This is a genomic window from Mariniflexile sp. (assembly GCF_052728615.1).
The window spans coordinates 1-19768 of record NZ_JBFVFE010000070.1; the positions used below are offsets into that span (position 1 = coordinate 1).

Consider the following 19768-nt stretch of genomic DNA (forward strand, 5'->3'; position numbering starts at 1 on the left):
AAGGTTTTCAAACTGCTCAACAATCGCTTGGTGAGGTGGGCAAGAAAAAGGTATAAACGCTATAAGACCGGTATAAAACGTGCTTACGGGTGGTTTACAAGAGTGCAGGAGCAATTCCCCAACTTGTTTTATCATTGGCAAATGGGCTTTATCGTTTTTGTGTATGAGCCGTTGCGTGTCTCGGCAAGAACCATTAGAAGTACAAAACTGCGCTGGAAAATTCCCAAGAATTTTCCAGATGAGCGATGACCAAGCAATGGCTTATACACGGTGTTGCCAGTAGTGCTTATTTTTCGACGGGTTTTAATTTACTTTCCTGAATTTTTGATTTCATATAAGCTTTTAATTCGTCGAAGTTCATATTTTGAGTTTCAGAACTTATTTTGTCCCGAATATCACGCATCATTTTTACAGCGTCGAACGTTTTTTCTTTTTTAGTCGTTTCCATAGTTTCTTAAATCTTTAGGACTTCTAATTTCTATCATTTGGTAACCTAACTTTAGATTGACCGAATTATAACCTTTTATTCTGTCCAAGTTTACAATATGTTTAAAATTCCAGCTTGCCAAGACATCAACTTTATTGATGGTCGCCAAAGCTATGTGTCTGCAATCTTCGATACTTGTTTTTCCGACAACTTTTTCGGCGATATATTTATTCGCAAGATTGACCGATTCTTCATTCAGTTCAATCCGCTCAAATTTGTCGACTGGGTATTTTTGCAATAATGTTCTGACTTTTTCAGGTGCATTTATCAATTCCAAATCGAGTAAGTCCGAAACCACAAATATTATTTCGTTATTTTCCAGTCTTTCAAATAACGCAATTGTAGATTCCTTAAATTCTTCGTCGTAATATCCTCCAACAACTGAAGTGTCGATATAAATTCTTTGTTTCATTAATTCCGATTAACTTTCTCAAATTTACGAAAAAAGTGCAAGGATTTAATTTAAGTTCAAATTATTGTTGCGAAGGACGATTTTTGCATTACTGGCAACAAGTGATATAGTTTTAGATTTGCATAACAAGAGCCGTATGGTGGGAGACTATCACGTACGGTTCTGTGAGAGGCTTGGGGCGAAATTCCCCTTGCCTACTCGACTACGGAGCCGTTGGCGGTCATGCTATGACGACAATCATAAATGTTAAAAACAGAGTATTCTTAAAATAAATTTTAAAAATGGTTAAAGAAAAATTCTACTGGAATGCTTATTTATGGATGATTGGTGTGCTTATCGTGTTTGTATATGAGCTGTGGCGTGTTTTAGCACGAACCTTTCGGATAAAAACATAACTTTGGAAAATCGGCAGATTTTCCAAATGCGCAACGACCAAGCCATAGCTTATATACGGTGTTGCCACCCGTTTTTTTCCCACGCTCTGTTTTTCACGTCCGATTTGATTCTGACGTTTTGTTCTTTAAAAGTCCAAATTAATCAATTTCAGTTAAATCTCTTTATGGTTTTCCGCATTCCGTTTCTGTTTTTTTCATTTCAGATTGAATTTGGTCGAGAAACACCGATTTTCGGACTTGCACTTAAAAACCAAAAAAAAAAATTCGATTCCTTTCCGCCCGACTTATTCCGTCCGAGTAAATTTCGGCGCAATGATTTGCCTTTCAGTTTTACATTCGGTTTGGTTTTTCAAGTTTCCGTTTCGTTTTCCTCGTTTCATTTCCGTTAAAAAACCAAAAATTTTCGGTTTTGCATTTCGCTGGCAGAAAATCCATTTCAATTTGGTTTAGGATTCGGTTCAGTTTGTCAATTCCGCATTTTCAATTCCGTTCGCAACTTCTTTTTTCAGTTTATTCCGCTGGATTTTTCAATGTTAGCAGAATTTTTCTTTAATGGGTGGCAACATAACTATAACTGGATTTTTCTCAAGCCTTACTAATAAGTTTCATGAATTGAGTATATATCACCATATTCATGGGATTTCAGCTACACTTTGGTTGATAACTGTAATTGTTCAACCAGCATTATATAGATTTGACAACTTGAAGTTGCATCGTATTATAGGTCGCTTTTCAGTTGTTTTAGCATTGAGTGTAGTGATAGGTGGTCTCATAATGATGAAAGTAATGATGCAAAAAAAAAGGAAGTACGGAACTGTCGACATAGAATATTACATTGGGATATTTGATGCTGCTATGCTTATTCCGTTTATTCTTTTTTTTATTCTTGGGCTTAAATTCAGAAAAAACATTCAGCTTCATGCTCGATATATGATTTCCACAGCAATTTTTCCATTAGTTGCCCCTACTTCAAGAATGCTTCCAAGTTTCGGCATTTCTAGTTGGGAAGGTTTTATGACTGGCTCATTAATTATAAATGAAGTGATTTTTATTGCTTTAATAATTAATGATAGAATAAATGGAAAATTCAGATTGCCATATTTGTTAGCACTGCTATTAACATTGGCTTTTCACATATCAAGCTATTTTGTTCCACAAATGCAATTTTGGAGATTTCTAATGGATAAATTGATTTAAAAAATAATAAAGCTATTAGTTTGACAAACCAAAAATTTTATAGTTAGTGACATACTACTTTGGAAGAGAAAAAACTAAAAGTCGAGCGTAAATAAATGACATCAAATCTTCAACGTAACAATTTAGTAGAAAAAAAGCACGAACCGCCAACACGAGTTTGGCAAAAGTGGCGGTTCAGTGATCCGCAGACACATTTGTGGTGAAAATCGCTACCTTCGCCAAGCCCGAAAACGTTGCCTTTAATGCCCTATCACTCGGGCGGAAATCACTCAAGCGGAAAAAAGGATCTCTAAAGAAATCTGACTTTTGCGCCGAATTTACCACTCGAACGGAATTAAAAAACCAATCAAAACCGACTCGACTTGCGGACAAAACAACAAAAAACTGCGTCTGACTTTACTCGAAAACGGTTCCGAAACGTCGGAATAAAAACTTCAGACTTAACACGGGCGGAATTTTTTTTTCGGACTTTATAAAACGAGAATAATATTGAAAAAAAAAATCTTTTGAAAACACCATGGTTGTCGAACTAAAAAAAATTGTAAACAACCTTGATGAAGTTTTACTTGTGGGTAAAGCTAAAAAAACATTTAATGCAGAAAACTATACCGTTGATATTGGTCTTCAAATAAAAAATGACATAAAGAACAATCCACATTTATACAATACTCCACCCAGCGGTAATATTGATTTTGTTAAAATAGCTTCACTTATTGGTAAACTTTTCAAGAAAAACAATAAAACAAAAACAACTTCTATTATACCAATAAAATAACCTATAAAGAATTGGATTCCTTATTTGCTAAACAAGAGTTTTTGAATGAAAACCTTTTGAAAAATCATTTAAAAATACCAAAGGTGTACATCCCATTGTTTTTTAGTTATTGCGAAAACAAAAACATAGATAATAAACTTCTTTTAAAGGAAAATAACTTTCTTCTTTTGGATAAACTATTTACTTGTAGTGAAGAATTTTTAATTATTTTATCCGAATACGAAAAAGAAAAAACCAAACAATAAAAAATTTCTTGAAACCGACCATCCTCGAGGCAGTCCCGAAAGCTTTCGGGATTATATTTTGCCCCACCCGGAATTTCGAAAAGGCAATTCCGACCTCCCCTTTGCGGAGGTCAATTCGGAAACTCCGAGGTAGAACCGTCGGGGAATTATTTAGATTACCACCCCTATTACATCAACATAATGATTAGAAAAATTACGTAGCATAGTATCTAGCTACAATGTCATCATAACTTTTTATGGTTTTTTTTATCCAATCAAAACGCTTTTCAAGAATTTCATCGTCTGTAAGTTGCCAATCGATATCGGATTGTTTCAATTTTGTGGTTACATGTTGCAAAATAATAGCTGCGGAAACCGAAATATTCAGACTCTCGGTAAAACCAACCATGGGAATCTTTAAGTAACTATCTGCGGCTTTTAATACCTCTTCCGATAGCCCTTCGGTTTCCCTTCCAAAGAAAAAACATGACTTTTTAGTCACGTCAAATTCATGCAACGCGCCATCGTTGGTATGTGGTGTAGTCGCCACAATTTGATAACCTTTCAGCTTTAAATCGGCAATACAAGCATGCACAGTTTTGTACCTGTTTAAATCCACCCATTTTTGGGAACCCATCGCAATTTCCCTGTCAATGCGTTTCGAGTTGCGCTCTTCAACAATATTAACCTCCTGAATTCCAAATACATCACAACTTCTAATCACGGCACTCGTATTGTGCAATTGGTACACATCTTCGGTAGCCACCGTAAAATGTTTGGTACGTTGCGCCAATACTTTTGCAAATTTTTCTTTGCGCGCATCGGTTAAAAAAGTTTCAAGGTGCGCTAAAAGTTTTAAGTCGGTCATACTATAAGTTAAACATCGAAATTAATAAAATTTCAGCAAATACTTAATCATACAATTTGGGCGTTACCTGCGGGTCGGGCTTTTCGCTATATCTTTTTAAAACGTCATTGCTCGGAGGCACGACAAAGCAATCTGGCAATTTCCAGTTCTTTTTAAAGTCTGTTTTTTCCAAAGTTTTAAAAAAGGATGCCGCTACAAATGCAAAGCATTCACGATTTCCAATTTATCAAAACAAAATGCATGAGTAATCCCTAACGCAATCCCATAAAATTATTATATTTATGATATGAAAAAACATCTGGTTGTACTTACGGGCGCAGGCGTCAGTGCCGAAAGCGGTATCAATACCTTTAGAGATGCTGATGGATTGTGGGAAGGACATGATGTTATACAAGTTGCCACACCCGAAGGTTTTGCCGCAAATCCTGAATTGGTTTTAGACTTTTACAATCAGCGTCGTAAGCAATTGTTTGAAGTGCAACCCAATACCGCGCATCACGATTTGGCACAACTTGAAAGCCAATTTAAAGTGAGCATCATCACCCAAAATGTAGATGATTTACACGAACGTGCCGGTAGCAGCAACGTCATTCATTTACACGGAGAATTACTAAAATCGAGAAGTATTGTGGATGCCTTTACCTTTTTTGATTGTAAAACAGATATTAAATTGGGTGACAATTGCCCAAAAGGGCATCAGTTACGTCCGCATATCGTTTGGTTTGGTGAAGATGTTCCCATGATTGAGAAGGCTATGAAAATTTGCGAAACCGCCGATATCCTTCTTATTATTGGTACGTCCATGCAAGTATATCCAGCCGCAGGTTTGATGCATTATGTGCCAAAGAACACGCCAACCTATTTTATGGACCCAAAACCAACTATGGAAAGCAGAAAAAATCTAACGGTCATTGCGGAAAACGCAACAATGGGGATGAAGAAGCTGATGGAATTATTAATAACTCAGTAAATAGGCATCTCTTTCTTATTATTTGCTTTAATGCACACAATCATAAATTAAACCGTTTATATAACGGAAGTTTTGCTAATAAATCATTTAATTTTGAATACGTATTTACCATTTAAAAATACATGAAACTATGTGGTTACGAATTGGTTGCGACTTATTATTTGAAATAGAAGTGCCCACACCTTTTATACTCATGCTCCGTCCACGGAGTGGTACCCAGCAATGGGTGGCCCGCGATGAATTCAAAATAAAACCAAACATGCCCATAGTGGAATATACCGATGGCTATGGAAACCTATGCCAACGCCTCATTGCGCCTCCTGGCAACTTTTCGATAAAAACCACGGCCGATGTTAAAACCGCAGAGTTGGTGGACGTAGCACTGGGAGCGCCTTTTGTAGAAATACAGTATTTACCACTTAACGTTCTGAGCTATTTATTACCAAGCCGTTATTGCGAATCCGATCGATTTAGCGATTTAGCCATGGGCATTACCGCAAACCAATTACCGGGCTACGACCAAGTGGCAGCTATTGAAAATTGGCTTCGCAACACTATTAGCTTTATTCCTGGGAGTAGCGACTATCCTATTTCTGCCATTGAAGTTAATTACAAACAATCGGGTGTTTGCAGGGATTTGGCGCATTTGGGCATTGCCTTATGCCGAAGCCTGAGTATTCCGGCGCGTATGGTAGTAGGTTATTTATATAAATTAGACCCTATGGATATGCACGCATGGTTTGAAGCTTATGTTGGCGGACGTTGGTACACCTTTGATGCGACCCAACACGGAGCAAAAGGTGGTTATGTAACTATTGGTTATGGACATGATGCCGCCGATGTGGCGGTGTTTAACCAATTTGGACCTTCGGTTTACCCAACAAAACAAATGGTTAGCGTGGAGTTGATTGAGGAGGGATAATTTTTTCCTTTAAGGGTCCCGGATATCTGCAGTTCCCATGATTAGTTTTGAACTACAAGTGTACATCCTAAACTGAACCCAGAAATTTTGGAATTCAGTTTAGGATAGAACAAGCCATGACTCCACGGTTGGTTTTTTTATTTACCAACATTATATAACGTTAACCCTTTCTTAAGGTTTTCAAATGGGCCTGGAGAAGGTTTATTCTTGTCTCTCTCATTTCCTAGAAAATCTGTATCCAACACATAAGGCGTTCCATCTGGGTTTTCAAAGACAGCCTCAGATATAAAGGTTGCTCCTAATAGTTCGGTTGTGATAATGGACGTAGAAACATTAAAAATGGAAGGATCTAAATCCATTTCAAGAAAAACATGATGGTCTTTTTTGGTTATTTTTATTGTAGGTTTCAGGTTGGTTTTTTCTACAAAGTTGGTTTCGCCTTCTTGTGGTTTTGCGCCGTTCAAATAGCTGTTCCCAGAAGAGATGTTAGCATATTTCGCAATTTTATAACCATGCAATCCATACGATTGGTTCTCTTTTTCTTGTTCGGATTCTTCTCCATTTTCATCTTTTATAAAAATATTATTGAAAAAACGATTGTCTCCACAATAAATTTCACTCACTCCAGCTACCTTGGTAGAATGTGGCAAAAAGTATGCTGTATTACGACCTGTAGAATGCCTCACTTCAATTTTTCCAGCGATTAAATTATGAGCATAGGCACCTCCCTGGGACCAATCTCTAATGGCTAATTCTGACAAAAAGATATTATTATCCACTAAATAGGGGCCATGGTTTACCTCAACATGTATATCATCTGTGGTATTGTCATATATTAAATTGCCAGTAACTCTAGTGCCTTGCGTCATCCAATCGAGCCAAATACCTCTGCCTGTGTTATGGATTTGATTGTTTTTTATAAGCATATCTATAGGCGCATGAAATTTTAGTCCTGCAATTTCAGCTCCTCTAAAAATTCGTTTCGTCCAAATATCATAGATGTGGTTGTTGGATATTTCACTGAAAATACCGCCTAAACTACCAACTATACCTGCTTGCTCACAATCAAAAATCACATTATTTCGCACGATATGTGACCCTATTATTTCTTTAGACCAACCAATTTGAAGTGCTTTAAAAACAACTTCATTGTAATGTGTAGCACCGCCTTTTTTGGGATTGTACATCCAAACATTATGCCCCGTACTTCTATCTTTTCCTAAGGTGATGCCAACTGATTTGGAATTGCTCACGATATTATTCTCAATAATCCAGCCTTTGCTCCAATGGGTACCAATCAAACCTACTTGTTCCGCAGTTGGTGCCGACCATTGCGTTGCTGCTTGGTTCATTGTAAAACCACGAACGGTAATGTAATTAATTCCTGGTTGGTCTGGGTAGAAGCAACTTTCCCGTGCATTTATTTCAACCAATTCTTTATTGGGATTGAACTTTTGAAAATTAGCATAAATAGTCGTGTTGTTTGCATCAACTTCAGAATACCACGTATGGGTGGATGCTTCTTGGTCTAATGCTTCTTCATACGGTTTGGACTCTATCACGTCATTCAGATTGGATTTTTCATATAAGGATTTCCCATTGATAAAAACTTCCCCAGTATGATGGTCCATACCTTTCTTGTTAAACCAATCGCCCATCAATACATCGGAATATGGATTATATGCCTTAAAAAAAGAATTGGGTATCACTACTTTCCAAACCGAACCTTTTTCTTTTTTCCAATTCGTTATAATTTCAGAACCTTTAATGGTGACTTTTTCTCCTGGAGCTGCTTGATACACAATTCTATTCAAATGGTTTGCACCGCCATATATAGGATTTACACGTTCGCGATAGATGCCATCATGTACCGTGATAATATCGCCTGCACGTGCAATTTTGGCAGCAGCCGATATGGTTTTGAAAGGTTCCGCTGCTGTTCCTTTGTTGTTATCATTCCCGTTAACGGATACATGATATTCGGTTGCTTCAGCGTTTAAAGTGAAAATGGTCATTAATGCAATAAACACTATTTGTAATGTTTTCATAGGGTAAACTTGTATGGATTAAACTTAGTTTATTTTTATTGTGTTTCTTGTTTTAATTATAACGTTCTTTTAAAAGATCCTTAATATACACATTTATATCCCACTGGCTTGCCAATGGATTTGATGTAAATGGCTCTGTCACCATATAGGGAGGTGGACCAAACTCGGTGGTAATAGTCAGCACATCATCATTATTTAGTTTTTTGCGCTCGATTATTTTATCCCACCATAATAGATGATGATTTAGGGCTTCTTGCCATTCCGGTGCTCTGGGGTCTGTTACTTGTGGCCCTTGTGTATGCCCTACTCTGGCATGAATGTGTTCTGTTCGCGATAATGCCAAAGCCATGGATTCTGCTTGATCTTCTAAATAGGACTCGTCTACCGCCACCCAGTGAGAAACATCCAAAGTGATTTTTAACTCGGGATTAGTTTCCAAAAAAGGTTTGGTAATATGGCAGGCAAAACTGAATTTATTCCGATGGGTTTCGTGGCATATTTCAATATTATTAGCCTTAGCGAATTTTTCTGCGAGTGCTAGCAACTGATTATTTTCTTCAAAACTGAAAAAATCTTTGCCTGTTTGTGAGTTTATTTTAACCACTTCAACGTTCTTAACTAAATCAAACCAATTGGCATAAGCGGCGTCATGTTTATTAAAATCAGGCTCATACGTATCAAAGTGCTGTAGAATTAATTTTAAATTATGGTCTTTTAATTTTTTAGAAATGCTCCTTAACTCCTCCTTGGAAATGATGCTTGCAAGCGCATATTCTACATCATCAAACCCAGCATCTTTTACGTTTTTTAGAAATACATCCCATTCCAAATGTTCACTTCCCCATCGTGGGCAATAAAATTCTATAATCATTTTTTTATATCAAGAATTTCTGGACGCAGATAAGGTTTATTAACATCTGTAATGTCTTTGTGGGCGTAAGGATCTTGTCCGGTTACCATGACGATATCGCGAAGATCTTCAGTAGAAGGCAGTTTTCCATCTTGATCCCAAGGCAGCATGGATTCTGCACTCATATAATGGTTTACCAATGCAATACGGAACTGATCGTCTGTAACATTTTTCAAAGAACTATGAAGCGTATATCCGTTAAAAAAAACAACCGAGCCGCTCTTAACTTCTACTGGAATGATGTCATCTTTACGATACCCTGAAACATCTATCGTATCTACATCTGCAAAATTACTGTCTTTATTTTCTACTCTAGGAAGTATGGAACTTGGTTTGTTGGATCCGGGGATAATCCACAAACAACCATTATCAACCGTGGCGTCATCTATGGCAATCCAAGCTCCTGTTAAAGAACAATCTCTTGTTGGGATAAAATATTCATCCTGATGCCATGATTGTCCTGATTTCCCCGGACCTTTTACAAAAAGCATGGACTGCATACACTTGACATTTGGACTTATAATCTTACTCAAAATAGCAGTCAATTTTGGATGTGAAAGGTATCTATGGATGACCTTAGATATTTTATGCGGAAAATGAATGGCCACATATTTTTTTAAGACTTCTTTATCTGTTATATCTGCTGATAGCGGTAAGAGTCCCTCTATTTTACCTCTTTCTCCTCTGAATATCTGGTTGGTTTCATTTCTAAGTTCTGCAATCCCGTATTTTGAAATCAGGTTTTCTGCAATCAGATAACCTGCTTCTTTATAGAAGGTCACATTTTCTTTGGAAATTTTTCCATTTCTAATCTTAGAATGATCTGACGCCATAATCTGTTGAATATTAAATGAATTAACTCGCAATATACCAGTAAGGTTTTATGAAGTCTACCAGTTTATTTACAGAAACTTAAAGTATATTACTATTTTTTGTTAATTTGAATGTTCTAATCATTAATATAGTGGTTTAATGAAGCCTTTAATTCAGAAATCACCAGTAACTACAGAAAGTTCGTTTGTTGCACGCACCTACAAAACGCCGCATTTTGAAGTGCCATGGCATCAGCATGATGTGTATGAGTTGATTTTGATTACAGCAGGAAATGGCTTGTGCTTTATTGGCAATTATGTAGGTGAATTTGACGAAGGTGATGTTTTCTTTTTAGGAAAAAACCTGGCACATACGTTTCAAAAAAGCGCAGCAGATCTTACCACAAGTGCCATCGTTGTACAATTTAAAGACGGTTTTTTTTATAGTCTTTTCAGTGAATTGCACGAGAGTTTAGGTATCCGTGAATTATTTAAAAACTCATTTAAAGGCTTGAAAGTTTCTAAGCTATGCCAGAAGAAATTATTGCCCCTCATAAAGGATTTAGAATTTCAAAAAGGTTTTGATAGGATTATTACTTTGTTAAGTTGTTTAAATATGTTATCAAAGTATGACAATCATAAAATGCTGTCCACTAAATTGGAAATTGTACCCAACCAAAAGGAAACGGAACGCATAGAGAAGGTTTTTCAGTATTCTATAGCTAATTACGAACATGATATTTCTTTAAGTACCATTGCGGATATTGCTGGAATGACTGCTCCTGCCTTTTGTAATTATTTCAAGAAAAGAACTAAAAAAACCTATGTTTCATTTTTAAATGAAATTAGGATTGGAGCCGCTTGTCAAAAACTAATTGCGACAGACAAGAATGTGTTGAAAATATGTTTTGAAAGTGGGTTTAATACGGTTGCCAATTTTAACAGTCAATTTTTAAAAATTAAAGGAGTAACGCCCTTGGTTTATAGAAAGTCTTATAGAAAAATAGGAGCCTAATCTATTAGGATGCCGCTAAAATGAATTATACTCGACTTTGTTGAATGAAGGTAGTTGATCTTTACTAGAGAATCAAGCTTGAAAATTATTTCTTCAATTCAATTTGTTTTTTCTGCTTATTACTATAATGTTTTATCATTTCTTTATTTAATCCCCCAAGCCTTATTTGGAGTATCATCCAACTTAATTTCTAAAACACCGCCATTGGCGAAAATAGTATGTGGAAACTTAAAATCGATCCATTTTTTACCATTGAGTTTGGCGGATTTAATATATACATGCTCCGCAGAATTATTATAGGTTTTAATAGTGAATTTTTTACCTTTATAATAGTTAGGGTTTAAAGTGATTTCAACGGTATCAAATAGTGGAGACGTTATTTCGTAGGATGAATTTATAGACGCGCCGCCATCCATTTGAAAAAGTCCCATTCCCATTAAAACACCCAAAGCGCCCATTTGTCCTTGGTCTTCATCGCCATTATAACCTCCGTACGGACTCGTGTTACCAAAGGTTATCTCTTTTACTTGTCTTACCCATTTTTGAGTTAACCAAGGTTTACCAGAATAATTGAACAAATGTGCCATTTGGCAGGAGGGCTGATTTTCATAATCAATCCAACTCTCAGCATGTTTGCCATGGTCTGTTATAAATCGGTTTCCAATAGATTTTTCAAAAGAATTGATTAATCGTTCACTATAAATGGCATTACCTCCTACTAAGTTTATAAGACCTTCCATATCATGAGGTACAAAATTTGAGTAAATGGCGGAGTTACTTTCACAAAAACCCTTTGTCTGGAACCCTGTTCCAATAGGTGTGAAATTGTCAATCCAACTTCCATCCATATTTCGGGGATGTATATATTTTGTTTCGGGATTCCATAGATTCTTATAATTCTGAGAGCGTTTTTGAAACAATATAAAATCATCTTCTTTCCCCAACGGTTTTGCCAATTGTGAAATACACCAATCTTGGTACGCATATTCCAAAGTCATGGAAGCACCATCTTTATGCAAACCCGCTCCACCTATGCCTTCTGGCACGTACCCTTGATTCACATAATATGTCATCCCGCCACCTATGGGGTTTTTACCGTGTTCATAGCCTGCTCGGTCACGAATGCCTCCTGGGTAGGCGTTTTTCAATAAACCTTCATAGGCCTTATCTATATCATAATTCCGAATGCCTTTATTATAAGCCGTTGCGAAAAATGAGGTTGCTGGATCACCAATCATTACATAGGTATAATTGCCACCTGATGGCCCTCTAGGTATCAAACCACCATTTTTATACATATTTACCATGGTATTGCAAAAACCGTCCATAATCTCAGGATATACCATGGACCAAAGTACATTTAACGTCCAATGGCTTCCCCATAAAGCATCAAAATTATATTGCGGAAATGTAGGTTTCCCATCTTTATTTAGATCAAGTTGCCGTATGGTAGGTTTAGCCCCAGTCATATCACAATACGTTCCTTTATAATCGCTAACCATGCGCCTACCTTGCAAAGCATGCCATAAATCGGTATAGAATTTTGTTTTTTGTTTTTCTGTGCCTCCTTCAACCATTATCCTAGAGAGCATGGTATTCCATTCGTTATATGAATCTGACACCACGCTTTCAAAATCCCAATGATTGATTTCAGCTTCCATATTATCCCAAGCATTTTCAATACTGGTATAGGAAATAGCGACTTTCATCAATAAAGGCTTCCCATCGATTTCAAAACGTAAAAAAGCACCATTGTCTTTACCTCTTATTTCTTCTGTGGGTTCTAAAAGCTCCCCGTTTTCCCAACCACCAAATTCTGCTATTTTAAGATTGGTTTTGGCTGCAAAATAAACATAGGTTGGTTTAGGGCGTCTCGATGTTTTACCCATTATGGAATACCCCTCTATCTCATAATTGCTTTTCTTTTTTACATAAGAAGAATCGGTTTCACTATGTGCTAAAAAAGCGCCAGTGTGGAAACTTACATAAGCACTATCCGTTTTAGGAAAGGTGTATTTATGAAAACCAACGCGTGCGGAGGATGTTAATTCTGCTAAAACCTGATATCTTTCCAATAATAACTTATGGTAACCAGGCTTTGCAACTTCTTTGTCATGCGTAAATTTGGATTTTGTGGCTTCCATACCCAGATGGCCTTGAAATTTCCCCACGGAAGGCATTACAGGAATACCAGCAATTTGCCAGCCATGTATGTGGCTAAAACATCTTACTTCGGTACTATCATATAAATAGCCGCTATTCCAACTTCCCTTAACCCACGTATCCGGACTTAAATTGACCATGCCAAATGGGCGACTTGCGGACGAAAAATAAAACCACCTGCTTTTATGGGTATCTATAAAAGGGTTTACAAAATCAATAGGCTGTTTTTTTAACTGAGCGACGCCTTTAAACTGTAACAGCGTAAATAGAATTAAAAAGAAGGTTTTAAATGGCATTTTTTGAATTTAATTATTTTATGAAAATACAATATTTTGTATTAACCCATTAATAAAATCACTCTGCCTTTTATGAAAACCCAGAGGTTAGAAACCTGATTTGGACATGATTAAAAATAATAGCAGCTAAAATACGTCTTTGCGAGGAAGGAACGACCATGGCAATTTGTTAATCAATAATAATTTTTGTTATCCTGCAAGTCTTATTTCTAACTTGTAGGTATTACAATTAAACAACTCAAACCTTGCAGATTGAACTCATGTTACAACTATTTCTTTAAATCAATTTGTTTTAAGTTTTCAATACGGTTTCTAATTAAGAAATCGTCAATGGTTTCAAAATGCTCAATAACACGTTGGTCTTTAAACTCGAATACTTTTTGTGATAAGCCTTGAAGAAAATCACGATCGTGCGATACTAAAATCAACGTCCCGTCAAAATTCTTTAAAGCTTCTTTAAGGACGTCTTTCGATTTTAAATCCAAGTGATTGGTAGGCTCATCCAAAATCAATAAATTAACGGGTTCTAAAAGTAGTTTTACCATCGCCAATCGTGTTTTTTCACCACCCGAAAGTACGCTGACTTTTTTATCGATATCGTCGCCCTTAAACATAAAACCTCCTAAAATGGTTTTAATTTGGGTACGGATATCGCCTTCGGCAACTTCATCAACCGTTTGAAAAATAGTGAGACTTTCATCCAACAATGAGGCTTGGTTTTGGGCAAAATAACCCACTTTTACATTATGCCCTAATGCACATTTGCCATCAAAATCAATCTCACCTAAAATGGATTTTATCATGGTTGATTTTCCTTCGCCATTTCTACCCACAAACGATACCTTTTCGCCTCTAGAAATAGACATGTTTGCATTTTTAAACACCACATGCCCATCGTAGGATTTTGATAAATCCTTTACTGCAACGGGATAATCACCTGAACGTGGTGCAGGTGGAAAACGTAATTTTAAAGCCGAAGTATCCACTTCATCAATTTCAATGGTTTCCAATTTGTCCAACATCCGCTCACGCGAAGTCACTTGATTTGTTTTTGAATAGGTACCTTTAAAACGCTCTATAAACAACATATTATCCGCAATAAACTTTTGCTGTTCTTGATACGCTTTTACTTGGTGCGCGCGCCTATCTTCACGCAATTGCAAATAGTGTGAATAGTTGGCTTTATAATCGTAAATGCGACCCATGGTCACTTCTATGGTTCGGTTTGTAATATTGTCAATAAAGGCCTTATCATGCGAAATGACCATAACGGCTTTGGCTTTGTTCAACAAAAAATCTTCCAACCAAATAACCGATTCAATATCAATATGGTTAGTAGGCTCATCCAACAGAATCAAATCCGGTTTTTGAAGTAATATTTTAGCCAACTCAATCCGCATACGGAAACCGCCACTAAACTCGCTTGTTAATCGGGTAAAATCTTCACGCTTAAAACCCAAGCCTGCTAAAGCTTTTTCTACTTCGGCATCATAATTTACATCTTCAAGAGCATAATATTTTTCACCCAAATCGGAGACCTTTTCAATGATTTTCATGTACTCATCAGACTCATAATCCGTTCTAGTTTCCAATTCTTTATTAAGGCGATCCATGTCGTCGCGCATCACAAAAACATGGCGAAAGGCTTTGGAAGCTTCTTCAAATACGGTACAATCATCTTCCGTCAATAAATGTTGTGGCAAATAAGCAATAACCACATCTTTTGGATAGCGCACATGGCCGCGAGACGCTTTTTGCTCACCTGCAATAATTTTCATCATCGTAGATTTTCCTGCACCATTTTTCCCCATAAGAGCAATTTTATCATTTTCATTTATGGTGAAAGACACCTCGCTGAACAAGGCACTTCCGCCAAATTCCACTGCTAAATTATCAACTGAAATCATAGTAAATTTTTAAAGATGCAAAGCTATAAAAAAGCAGCATAGTAAAAAGAAATATTATAATAATGAAAACGGTTGTTATTCAATATGAACTGGTTTAAACTTTTTTGATTAAAGCGAAAAATAGAGATTTTTTGATCAATTGAAGGCTTTTTTTTAATGCATAGCATCGCTACGGAGTAAAAAAAAGACAAAAAGTGAGTAAAAAAAATCATTTTGCAGCCAATTGAAAAAAGTTTAAACCAGTTCTATATTAAAAAGAGTATCTTTGCGCCTTATTTAGAAAAATTACCTTATGAAACGTATTAACGAATACAAAAAATTGTTTGAAGTTGAGAAAGATATTGACCTTAAACAACTCAAATCCACTTACAGAAATTTAGTAAAAGAGTGGCATCCTGATAAGTTTCAAAAAGGTAATGAGAAAACTGTTGAGGCAGAATCAATGAGTCGTCAAATAATTGATGGCTATCATTTTTTGGTGAGTATTGCACCAGAAACCAAAGCGGCCAATTTAGAAGATTACAATGAAACCATTAATGGTGCTATTATAGATTGGCAACATAAAGGTTTGGTTTTGGAAGTGACCTTTTTAGACGGCAATACCTATGAGTTTTTTGGTGTGAATAAAGCCTTATACATAAAACTTTGCCAATCTGATAAAATGACGCGTTTTGCAAAACGTAACATTTTCAATACGTACACTTACAGAAAGATTAAGAAGAGCGAAGTAGAGGCTTAGATTTATTTGTTTTGAACGCAACCTTTTATTATTTCTGCATCTAATTTATAAACCCATTTATTTATGAAAAAGATAGCCTTTGCATTTCTGCTGATTGCGTTGATTTTTAATTTTAGCTGTGACACAAACGATGCATCGAACATCCAAAACATCAAAGAATATAGGGCGAGTTTAACTACTTGGAACACGTTAAAACAAACCAATGGAACTTCTTACACCTACGAAATCATTACGGGTTCTGTTTTTGGATTTGGGTCTATCACAAAAATTACCGTTATAAAAAATACTGTTACATCTAGAGTTTATGAAGCTTATACCATTTACGATAACGACCGTAATTATTTGGGTTTTGAAAACAGACTTATATTAAATTCTTATTCTGAAAACACGGGAAACCTAGGTTCAAATAGCGAGGGAGCTTCTCCAGTAATTTTAGACGACCTGTACAATACCTGTTTAAATGACTACCTATCAGTAAACACCAACACCAACACGATCACTTTTAACGTAGATGATTTTAATATTATCAAAGATTGTTATTACGTACCCGATGGCTGTCAAGATGATTGTTCGTTTGGGATCATTTTAACAAATTTTGAATGGATCGAAACGGAATAGAAAACTAATTTTCATTTATTCTTCGCCTCTATCCATTTACCCATAAATTTGGCACTTTGCAACGTATGGTGCATGAGCATTTGCCCTGTGAAGTTGTTGAGGCGTTTGTTGTGGAGTTGATTGGTTGTTTCTTCAATTATGGAAGCAAATTTTTGTTGAAATTCCTTTTTGCTGAAACGTTGATTAATGATTTGAAAACCGTTTTGCTGTTTTTCATTCCAAAGCTTTTCATCTTGATATAATTGAACCGCTTTGTTCGCAAAAGCCTTTGGCCCATCTTCTATAAAACCGTTGGTGTCTAAATTTCCAAATATCCCTTCTGAAGCAATAGAAGTCATGATACAAGGCGTTCCGTTTTGCATGGCATCGGCCAACTTTCCTTTTAAACCGGCACCAAAGCGAACAGTTGCTAAACAAATTTTGGCTTTTTGCATCACCTCATTGACGTCTTCTGCAAAACCTTTTATTAAAAAGCCTTCTTTTTGGTTATGAAGTTGATTCACTTTTTGATTTGCATAAGCGCCATAAACATGCATTTCTGTTTTCGGAAGTTGCTCTCTAATGAATGGCCAAAGGGTTTCCTTTAAATACAACACCGCATTGTAATTGGGTTCGTGCAGAAAATTACCGATACTTATAAAATGCTGTCTTGCTTCAAATTTTGGAAGTTTTGTAATGTTTTTATCTGAAAGGGTTTCTAACATAAATGGTAAATACACCAACAAATCTTCATCAACCTTAAACTTGTTCTTAAGAATATCCATTTCTACTTCCGAAATGATCAAACTTAAATCGCTTCTGCAAATGCTGGCTATTTCGCGTTTTGCGGTGTTGTTAAAAAGATGTTCCAAACTGAATTCCGCACCTTCCTTAAAAGCTTGTTGCCTGCCTTTTCTTAAACCATGTAAATCTTCGGTATCCAGAATTCGTAAAGCATCCGGACATTGTTCAGCAACCCGCCACCCAAATTGTTCTTCCATCATAAAACGGTCGAACACCACCACATTTGGGTTCAGTCCTTTTACAAAAACATCAAAACTGGAATGGTTCAGTTCTACTGAAATTTGATTTACACCGATACTTTCCAAATTAAAAGCACGGTCGGTTTTGGCACAAGGACTTGCAAAGGTTACATGATAATTTTGGGATTGAAAAAAGGCAATAAGCTGCATCATTCTACCTCCGGCCGCAGAACTTTTTGGTTCTGGCCATACAAAGCCAATGATTAATATATTTTTTATCAATTTTAGATTTACGATTTTAGATTTACGATTTCTTTACATGATTCTGAAAACCAGACTGAGACTGAAAACTGCGACTGCAAACTACATGATTTTAACACCCTGCTTTCTCTTCCCTTCGGGGAAGGATGGGATGGGGCTTTATTATTCAGCTTTTGGCATCATCGCATACTTAACCCGCACTTGTTTTGCCCAATTTACCATCGATTTTATTTGGGCATCGGTAAGTTTCGCTTCAGGGTGCGTCCATGTATACGATTTTAAGGGCATGTTTTTATCTTCAACCATTTCAATCAATTCTTCAAATTTATGATCTTTGCGTTTTACGGAATTGCCCTCCCAGTTTGATGCGTTAAAATGTTTTTTTCCCTCTTTAATATGTCCTGCCAACCAATAATTTACAGGCGTAATTTTATTATACCATGGGTAACGGGTAACATTGCTGTGGCAATCGTAACACGTTTCCTCTAAAATGAGTTGCACAGCTTTAGGTGGCTTTGTTTCAGCCTCAAAAGCATCCGTTGCAATTAAATCACCTTCATTTTTTTGCGGCCCAAAAAATTGTGCCACCACAAGCGCCAAGAATAACACGAATAATATCTTTTTTAAGATGGTCATTTTGCTTAATTTAGAAATTTAAAAATAACAAATAAAATATGACTTTAGAAGAATTTTATGAGGAATTAAACGATGTGGATGCATCGCATGGAACCCGATTAAAATATGCCAAAATAGTTTTGAACGATATGGACTTGTTTCCAAAACTGATAGAAATTCTATTTAGAGTTGATGATAAAGTTTCAACACGAGCAGCTTGGGTATTTGAGTTTGTTTGTAAGGAATATATTTATGCCATCATCCCTTATTTGGATACGTTTACCAGTAATCTTAAAAAAGTCCATTTTGATTCTGCGGTGCGCCCCGTAGCAAAAGTTTGCAGTCTTATAGCCCAGGAATACGATTCTAAAAATCCCAATACTTTAAAAAAAGTGCTAAAACCATTCCATAAAGAACAGCTAATTGAAGTCTGTTTCCATTGGATGATCAGCGACCAAAAAATTGCCGCCAAGGCTCATGCTATGGATACCTTATATCTTTTGGGAAAGGACTATGCGTGGGTACATCCGCAACTGACCCAAATTTTGGAACAAGATTTCCCAACGCAAAGTCCTGGTTATAAAGTACGCGCAAAACGGATTCTTAAAAAAGTAAAGAAGGGGTGACAAGTTTTAGGTCGCAGTGGCAGTTTTCAGTTGCAGTCCCAATAACTTTCGGGGTAAAGTTCAAACAGGCAGAAACATTGGCCGAGGCCTATAAATTGCAGAAAAGCAATAAAATAAAGATTGACGGGAGCCACATGGATAGTGGCCCATTTACAAAAGAGACCATAGAAACAGTTGAGGCCAATTGTAAAAGGTTTTACATCAGGGCACAGTGCTGCGGGGAGCTGTCCGATCAAGTAAAACAAGTAAAATCATGGGAGACCCGTGCGTATTGGACTCTTTGATGTCGAGGTTTGCAGTATCGATTACATTTCTTTTGGGGGAGACAGAACCTATAGAAATGTAGTGGGCAGGCAAAAAAATAGCACAGGATAAATCGATGCTTTTTTTGGTAATGGCTTTTCTTATAGAGCAATAGCAACCAGTGACAGGGCTTCTACCGATAAGGAAGTTATTAACTCATGTTACGCATAAAAAATCTCAAAGAAAGGATTTATGCGGCCTTGCTTGTTGATAACTTTTTAAGTTCGAGATACGCTGCTTGTT

General features: G+C 36.5%; 17 protein-coding genes. 8 read left to right on the forward strand and 9 right to left on the reverse strand.

Going from position 1 to position 19768, the window contains the following annotated elements; all coding sequences use genetic code 11:
* Positions 1 to 434 precede the first annotated feature (434 nt).
* Positions 435 to 899 carry a PIN domain protein gene (locus ACU1LP_RS17310; RefSeq protein ID WP_445736895.1) on the reverse strand — a complete coding sequence of 155 codons (465 nt, stop codon included), beginning with the start codon at positions 897 to 899 and terminating at the stop codon, positions 435 to 437.
* 947 nt (positions 900 to 1846) lie between these two features.
* Here ACU1LP_RS17310 and ACU1LP_RS17315 point away from each other — a divergent pair.
* Both ACU1LP_RS17315 and ACU1LP_RS17320 read left to right on the forward strand, forming a co-directional pair.
* A complete protein-coding gene (locus tag ACU1LP_RS17315; protein ID WP_445736896.1) occupies positions 1847 to 2491 on the forward strand; it encodes a hypothetical protein in 645 nt (214 codons plus the stop codon).
* A 517-nt stretch (positions 2492 to 3008) separates the two neighbouring features.
* Entirely contained in the window at positions 3009 to 3266 is a 258-nt protein-coding gene (locus tag ACU1LP_RS17320; RefSeq protein WP_445736897.1) for a hypothetical protein, read from the forward strand.
* A gap of 438 nt (positions 3267 to 3704) precedes the next feature.
* Here ACU1LP_RS17320 and ACU1LP_RS17325 read toward each other — a convergent pair whose 3' ends face one another.
* Positions 3705 to 4358, reverse strand: coding sequence for a TrmH family RNA methyltransferase (locus ACU1LP_RS17325; RefSeq protein ID WP_445736898.1), 654 nt, complete (start codon positions 4356 to 4358; stop codon positions 3705 to 3707).
* A gap of 286 nt (positions 4359 to 4644) precedes the next feature.
* On the opposite strand from ACU1LP_RS17325, the gene ACU1LP_RS17330 reads away from it, so the two are divergent.
* Together ACU1LP_RS17330 and ACU1LP_RS17335 are read left to right on the forward strand one after the other, a co-directional pair.
* Complete coding sequence (locus ACU1LP_RS17330; RefSeq protein WP_445732468.1) at positions 4645 to 5328, forward strand: SIR2 family NAD-dependent protein deacylase; 684 nt, start codon at positions 4645 to 4647, stop codon at positions 5326 to 5328.
* A 130-nt stretch (positions 5329 to 5458) separates the two neighbouring features.
* Positions 5459 to 6250: a transglutaminase domain-containing protein gene (locus tag ACU1LP_RS17335; RefSeq protein ID WP_445732467.1), complete on the forward strand. Its 792-nt coding sequence runs from the start codon at positions 5459 to 5461 to the stop codon at positions 6248 to 6250.
* 137 nt (positions 6251 to 6387) lie between these two features.
* Here ACU1LP_RS17335 and ACU1LP_RS17340 read toward each other — a convergent pair whose 3' ends face one another.
* From ACU1LP_RS17340 to ACU1LP_RS17350, 3 genes are read right to left on the reverse strand one after another with little or no spacing between them, the layout of a single operon-like run.
* Positions 6388 to 8298 carry a DUF1565 domain-containing protein gene (locus ACU1LP_RS17340; RefSeq protein ID WP_445736899.1) on the reverse strand — a complete coding sequence of 637 codons (1911 nt, stop codon included), beginning with the start codon at positions 8296 to 8298 and terminating at the stop codon, positions 6388 to 6390.
* Between the two features lie 52 nt (positions 8299 to 8350).
* On the reverse strand, positions 8351 to 9169 hold the full coding sequence (locus ACU1LP_RS17345) for a sugar phosphate isomerase/epimerase family protein (RefSeq protein WP_445736900.1): 819 nt from the start codon (positions 9167 to 9169) through the stop codon (positions 8351 to 8353).
* Entirely contained in the window at positions 9166 to 10041 is an 876-nt protein-coding gene (locus tag ACU1LP_RS17350) for a phytanoyl-CoA dioxygenase family protein (RefSeq protein WP_445736901.1), read from the reverse strand. The genes ACU1LP_RS17345 and ACU1LP_RS17350 overlap by 4 nt, the downstream gene beginning before the upstream one ends.
* A 139-nt stretch (positions 10042 to 10180) precedes the next feature.
* Here ACU1LP_RS17350 and ACU1LP_RS17355 point away from each other — a divergent pair, with 139 nt between their 5' ends.
* The gene (locus ACU1LP_RS17355; RefSeq protein ID WP_445736902.1) at positions 10181 to 11035 is read left to right on the forward strand and encodes an AraC family transcriptional regulator; all 855 of its coding nucleotides are present in this window, start codon (positions 10181 to 10183) and stop codon (positions 11033 to 11035) included.
* Between the two features lie 143 nt (positions 11036 to 11178).
* Here the strand turns inward: ACU1LP_RS17355 and ACU1LP_RS17360 are convergent, their stop codons facing one another.
* Together ACU1LP_RS17360 and ACU1LP_RS17365 are read right to left on the reverse strand one after the other, a co-directional pair.
* A complete protein-coding gene (locus ACU1LP_RS17360) occupies positions 11179 to 13494 on the reverse strand; it encodes a GH92 family glycosyl hydrolase (protein WP_445736903.1) in 2316 nt (771 codons plus the stop codon).
* A gap of 269 nt (positions 13495 to 13763) precedes the next feature.
* A complete protein-coding gene (locus ACU1LP_RS17365; protein WP_445734714.1) occupies positions 13764 to 15401 on the reverse strand; it encodes an ABC-F family ATP-binding cassette domain-containing protein in 1638 nt (545 codons plus the stop codon).
* A 292-nt stretch (positions 15402 to 15693) separates the two neighbouring features.
* Between ACU1LP_RS17365 and ACU1LP_RS17370 the strand changes: the two genes are divergently transcribed.
* Together ACU1LP_RS17370 and ACU1LP_RS17375 are read left to right on the forward strand one after the other, a co-directional pair.
* Complete coding sequence (locus tag ACU1LP_RS17370) at positions 15694 to 16140, forward strand: KTSC domain-containing protein (protein WP_445736904.1); 447 nt, start codon at positions 15694 to 15696, stop codon at positions 16138 to 16140.
* Between the two features lie 63 nt (positions 16141 to 16203).
* Positions 16204 to 16758, forward strand: coding sequence for a hypothetical protein (locus ACU1LP_RS17375; RefSeq protein WP_445734716.1), 555 nt, complete (start codon positions 16204 to 16206; stop codon positions 16756 to 16758).
* Positions 16759 to 16769: 11 nt separating this feature from the next.
* On the opposite strand, the gene ACU1LP_RS17380 is transcribed toward ACU1LP_RS17375, so the two are convergent.
* Positions 16770 to 18002 (reverse strand): glycosyltransferase family 4 protein, encoded by a 1233-nt coding sequence (locus ACU1LP_RS17380; protein WP_445736905.1) that lies wholly within the window; start codon positions 18000 to 18002, stop codon positions 16770 to 16772.
* Between the two features lie 141 nt (positions 18003 to 18143).
* Entirely contained in the window at positions 18144 to 18617 is a 474-nt protein-coding gene (locus ACU1LP_RS17385) for a heme-binding domain-containing protein (protein ID WP_445736906.1), read from the reverse strand.
* Positions 18618 to 18655: 38 nt separating this feature from the next.
* On the opposite strand from ACU1LP_RS17385, the gene ACU1LP_RS17390 reads away from it, so the two are divergent.
* Complete coding sequence (locus ACU1LP_RS17390) at positions 18656 to 19222, forward strand: adenylosuccinate lyase (RefSeq protein WP_445736907.1); 567 nt, start codon at positions 18656 to 18658, stop codon at positions 19220 to 19222.
* The last annotated feature ends 546 nt before the right edge of the window (positions 19223 to 19768 follow it).